Below are 5,902 nucleotides of genomic sequence, written 5' to 3'. Positions count from 1 at the left end.
TCGATGCAGCGGGCGTTAACGCGAGAAGGCCCGTCGCACGATGTGCGACGGGCCTTCCCGTTACTACCAAATCAAGTCCGGCGGTGTCCTACTCTCCCACAGGGTCCCCCCTGCAGTACCATCGGCGCTGAGAGTCTTAGCTTCCGGGTTCGGAATGTGACCGGGCGTTTCCCTCTCGCTATGGCCGCCGAAACACCTCATACACACCCACACAGGGGCATGAAAACTGTGATGAATCGACCAGTCAAGCTGGTTGTTCAATTAGTACCCGACCGTATATCGGGAACCACATAGTGGACGCAAGCAAAGTGTTTTCAAGATATCGGCTTATTAGTACAGGTCAGCTCCACGAGTCTTTAGTCCTCGCTTCCACATCCTGCCTATCAACCCGGTAGTCTAGCCGGGAGCCTTCACCCTAAAAGGGATGGAAATCTCATCTCGAAGCCGGCTTCCCGCTTAGATGCTTTCAGCGGTTATCCGTTCCGAACGTAGCTAATCAGCGGTGCTCCTGGCGGAACAACTGACACACCAGAGGTTCGTCCATCCCGGTCCTCTCGTACTAGGGATAGATCTTCTCAAATTTCCTACGCGCGCAGCGGATAGGGACCGAACTGTCTCACGACGTTCTAAACCCAGCTCGCGTACCGCTTTAATGGGCGAACAGCCCAACCCTTGGGACCTACTCCAGCCCCAGGATGCGACGAGCCGACATCGAGGTGCCAAACCATGCCGTCGATATGGACTCTTGGGCAAGATCAGCCTGTTATCCCCGAGGTACCTTTTATCCGTTGAGCGACAGCGCTTCCACAAGCCACTGCCGGATCACTAGTCCCGACTTTCGTCCCTGCTCGACTTGTCAGTCTCACAGTCAAGCTCCCTTGTGCACTTACACTCGACACCTGATTACCAACCAGGTTGAGGGAACCTTTGGGCGCCTCCGTTACTTTTTAGGAGGCAACCGCCCCAGTTAAACTACCCACCAGGCACTGTCCCTGAACCGGATTACGGTTCGAAGTTAGATATCCAGAGTGACCAGAGTGGTATTTCAACAATGACTCCACCCGAACTAGCGTCCGAGCTTCACAGTCTCCCACCTATCCTACACAAGCCACACCGAACACCAATACCAAGCTGTAGTAAAGGTCACGGGGTCTTTCCGTCCTGCTGCGCGTAACGAGCATCTTTACTCGTAGTGCAATTTCGCCGAGTTCGCGGTTGAGACAGCTGGGAAGTCGTTACGCCATTCGTGCAGGTCGGAACTTACCCGACAAGGAATTTCGCTACCTTAGGATGGTTATAGTTACCACCGCCGTTTACTGGGGCTTAAATTCTCAGCTTCGCCCTTGCGGACTAACCGTTCCTCTTAACCTTCCAGCACCGGGCAGGCGTCAGTCCGTATACATCGTCTTGCGACTTAGCACGGACCTGTGTTTTTAGTAAACAGTCGCTTCCCACTGGTCTCTGCGGCCTTCAAACGCTTCAGGAGTAAATCCCTACACGCCTCAGGCCCCCCTTCTCCCGAAGTTACGGGGGCATTTTGCCGAGTTCCTTAACCACGATTCTCTCGATCTCCTTAGTATTCTCTACCTGACCACCTGAGTCGGTTTGGGGTACGGGCGATTGGAACCTCGCGTCGATGCTTTTCTCGGCAGCATAGGATCACTGATTTTGTCCGTGAGGACTACCCATCGGGTCTCAGGCTACATAGAAGACGGATTTGCCTATCTTCTGCCCTACATCCTTAGACCGGGACAACCATCGCCCGGCTCAGCTACCTTCCTGCGTCACACCTGTTAATACGCTAAACGCCCCAGCGTAGGGTCGTGTGCTAGGCCAAGACCGTCACCCCGAAGGGATCGAATCAAGGATTCAGACACTTAGCATTACTGGATTGTCTTGGGCGGTTCTTCATCGGTACGGGAATATCAACCCGTTGTCCATCGACTACGCCTGTCGGCCTCGCCTTAGGTCCCGACTTACCCAGGGCGGATTAGCCTGGCCCTGGAACCCTTGGTCTTTCGGAGGACGGGTTTCTCACCCGTCTTTCGCTACTCATGCCTGCATTCTCACTCGTGTGGCCTCCACGGCTGGTTCACACCGCCGCTTCGCTGGCCACACGACGCTCTCCTACCCATCCATACGGCTGGACCACGAAGGCCTGCCTATAATATAAATGCCACAACTTCGGTGGCGTGCTTGAGCCCCGTTACATTGTCGGCGCGGAATCACTTGACCAGTGAGCTATTACGCACTCTTTCAAGGGTGGCTGCTTCTAAGCCAACCTCCTGGTTGTCTATGCAACTCCACATCCTTTCCCACTTAGCACGCGCTTAGGGACCTTAGATGGTGGTCTGGGTTGTTTCCCTCTCGACGATGAAGCTTATCCCCCACCGTCTCACTGCTGCGCTCTCACTTACCGGCATTCGGAGTTTGGCTGAAGTCAGTAACCTTTTGGGGCCCATCGTCCATCCAGTAGCTCTACCTCCGGCAAGAAACACGCAACGCTGCACCTAAATGCATTTCGGAGAGAACCAGCTATCACGAAGTTTGATTGGCCTTTCACCCCTATCCACAGCTCATCCCCTCCATTTTCAACTGAAGTGGGTTCGGTCCTCCACGACGTCTTACCGTCGCTTCAACCTGGCCATGGATAGATCACTTCGCTTCGGGTCTAGAACATGCGACTCATTCGCCCTATTAAGACTCGCTTTCGCTACGGCTGCCCCTCACGGGTTAACCTCGCCACATATCACTAACTCGCAGGCTCATTCTTCAAAAGGCACGCTGTCACACCAACAAGGGTGCTCCAACGGATTGTAAGCAAACGGTTTCAGGTACTATTTCACTCCCCTCCCGGGGTACTTTTCACCTTTCCCTCACGGTACTTGTCCGCTATCGGTCATCTGGGAGTATTTAGGCTTATCAGGTGGTCCTGACAGATTCACACGGGATTTCTCGGGCCCCGTGCTACTTGGGATACTCTCCGGACAGGCGACGACATTTCGACTACGGGGTTCGCACCCTCTATGACTGGCCTTTCAAGACCATTCGTCTATATCGCGCTCATTGCCCTCACAGCTCGGTAGAACTGTACGAAAAGTCCCGCAACCCCGACCATGCAACTCCTACCGGATATCACACATGATCGGTTTGGCCTCTTCCGGTTTCGCTCGCCACTACTAACGGAATCGCTTTTGCTTTCTCTTCCTGTGGGTACTGAGATGTTTCACTTCCCCACGTTCCCTCTACCCGCCCTATATATTCAGGCGGGAGTCACCAGGTCACCCAAAGGGCCTGGCGGGGTTTCCCCATTCGGAGATCCTCGGATCAAAGCTCTATTATCAGCTCCCCGAGGCTTATCGCAGATTTATACGTCCTTCTTCGGCTCCAGATGCCAAGGCATCCACCGTTTGCTCTTAGAATCTTGAAATCACATGAGATTGAATCGTTTCGCCTCCCCTAGAGGAGACAGAATTGACCAATGATCTATAAATAGATCTTTGTGATCCACCGGAAAACCGGTGAATCTAAGATGCTCGCGTCCACTGTGTAGTTCTCAATATACGGGCGGTACCCCACCGCCATCCTCCAAGGACGACGGAAAGGGTCCGACAAGAAACCAGACACACCAGAAAGGTGCGGCCCGGTCCCTCAGGACCCAACAGCGTGCAACATGCCCTCGACACACCGAACCACGTTCCCACCCCACAAGGAGGCGTACTAGCAGCCCGACACATCAGCCGGCATCAATGTCAATGTTCCACCCATGAGCGCCACCGCCAGGACATACGCCTGACGCGTGACTTGGCACCCGTGATCTCCCTGTATACAGAGGAGAGGTGCACATGCTCCTTAGAAAGGAGGTGATCCAGCCGCACCTTCCGGTACGGCTACCTTGTTACGACTTAGTCCTAATCACCGATCCCACCTTCGACAGCTCCTCCCTTGCGGTTAGGCCACTGGCTTCGGGTGTTACCGACTTTCATGACTTGACGGGCGGTGTGTACAAGGCCCGGGAACGTATTCACCGCAGCGTTGCTGATCTGCGATTACTAGCGACTCCGACTTCATGAGGTCGAGTTGCAGACCTCAATCCGAACTGAGACCGGCTTTTTGGGATTCGCTCCACCTTACGGTATCGCAGCCCTTTGTACCGGCCATTGTAGCATGCGTGAAGCCCAAGACATAAGGGGCATGATGATTTGACGTCATCCCCACCTTCCTCCGAGTTGACCCCGGCAGTCTCCTATGAGTTCCCACCATTACGTGCTGGCAACATAGAACGAGGGTTGCGCTCGTTGCGGGACTTAACCCAACATCTCACGACACGAGCTGACGACAACCATGCACCACCTGTATACCGACCTTGCGGGGCGCACATCTCTGCACGTTTCCGGTATATGTCAAGCCTTGGTAAGGTTCTTCGCGTTGCATCGAATTAATCCGCATGCTCCGCCGCTTGTGCGGGCCCCCGTCAATTCCTTTGAGTTTTAGCCTTGCGGCCGTACTCCCCAGGCGGGGAACTTAATGCGTTAGCTGCGACACGGAGACCGTGGAATGGTCCCCACATCTAGTTCCCAACGTTTACGGCATGGACTACCAGGGTATCTAATCCTGTTCGCTCCCCATGCTTTCGCTCCTCAGCGTCAGTTACGGCCCAGAGATCTGCCTTCGCCATCGGTGTTCCTCCTGATATCTGCGCATTCCACCGCTACACCAGGAATTCCAATCTCCCCTACCGCACTCTAGTCTGCCCGTACCCACTGCAGACCCGAGGTTGAGCCTCGGGATTTCACAGCAGACGCGACAAACCGCCTACGAGCTCTTTACGCCCAATAATTCCGGACAACGCTTGCACCCTACGTATTACCGCGGCTGCTGGCACGTAGTTAGCCGGTGCTTTTTCTGCAGGTACCGTCACTTTCGCTTCTTCCCTACTAAAAGAGGTTTACAACCCGAAGGCCGTCATCCCTCACGCGGCGTTGCTGCATCAGGCTTTCGCCCATTGTGCAATATTCCCCACTGCTGCCTCCCGTAGGAGTCTGGGCCGTGTCTCAGTCCCAGTGTGGCCGGTCACCCTCTCAGGCCGGCTACCCGTCGTAGGCTTGGTGAGCCATTACCTCACCAACAACCTGATAGGCCGCGAGTCCATCCCCAACCGAAATTCTTTCCACGACCAGACCATGCGGCCAGTCGTCATATCCGGTATTAGCTACCATTTCTAGCAGTTATCCCAGAGTCGGGGGCAGGTTACTCACGTGTTACTCACCCGTTCGCCACTGATCCGCCAGAGCAAGCTCTGACATCACCGTTCGACTTGCATGTGTTAAGCACGCCGCCAGCGTTCGTCCTGAGCCAGGATCAAACTCTCCATAAATGCTTAAACGCACGACCACCCGAAAGCGATCGGCACATCTAAAGCCGGAACATGAACGGGAATCGAACACGAACCAGCAAGTTTGAAACCGACAGAACAAATCATTACTGACTTGCTTGTTTGTTTAAATGTATTCCAAAGGAATCCGAAACGAGCATCCAAAGGACACCCGCAACGGGTATTTGGCATTTGACATTGTGCACGCTGTTGAGTTCTCAAGGAACGGACGCTCCCGACACCGACCATCACAGCCAGCCATCGGAGCTCACACTCCACCGCTCCCCGTGGGAGTGATCCAGACCAGAAGGCCCAGCACACACGTCGGAAGCAGAATCAGACCCTAGCTCAGTTGATGGTAAACACGCAACCCGTAAGCCGCGGCAACTTCTGTTTCACCAGGATCATCACCCGCCAGAACAGCTCCGGAAGCTTTTCGCTCCCCGCCCGTTCCGGCGACAAGAGGAGACATTACGCGGACCACCCCACCCCCGCAAAACAACCCGCATCCCGGGCGTGTCGCGACGG

At 54.8% G+C, this 5,902-nt stretch carries 3 rRNA genes; all 3 read right to left on the bottom strand.

Annotated elements, in window-relative coordinates:
* Window positions 1-75: 75 nt before the first annotated feature.
* The 3 genes from rrf to BFL37_RS07800 all read right to left on the bottom strand — a co-directional run bounded on the left by rrf (window position 76) and on the right by BFL37_RS07800 (window position 5,377).
* Window positions 76-192 (bottom strand): 5S ribosomal RNA (gene rrf / locus BFL37_RS07810).
* Between the two features lie 118 nt (window positions 193-310).
* Window positions 311-3,430, bottom strand: a 23S ribosomal RNA gene (locus BFL37_RS07805).
* 426 nt (window positions 3,431-3,856) lie between these two features.
* Window positions 3,857-5,377: ribosomal RNA gene (locus BFL37_RS07800) — 16S ribosomal RNA — on the bottom strand.
* Together the 16S, 23S and 5S rRNA genes form the textbook arrangement of a ribosomal RNA operon.
* Between the last annotated feature and the right edge of the window lie 525 nt (window positions 5,378-5,902).

It is taken from the genome of Clavibacter michiganensis (assembly GCF_002151125.1).
Lineage (GTDB): Bacteria > Actinomycetota > Actinomycetes > Actinomycetales > Microbacteriaceae > Clavibacter > Clavibacter michiganensis_C.
This window is presented reverse-complemented; position numbering and strand designations above follow the sequence as displayed.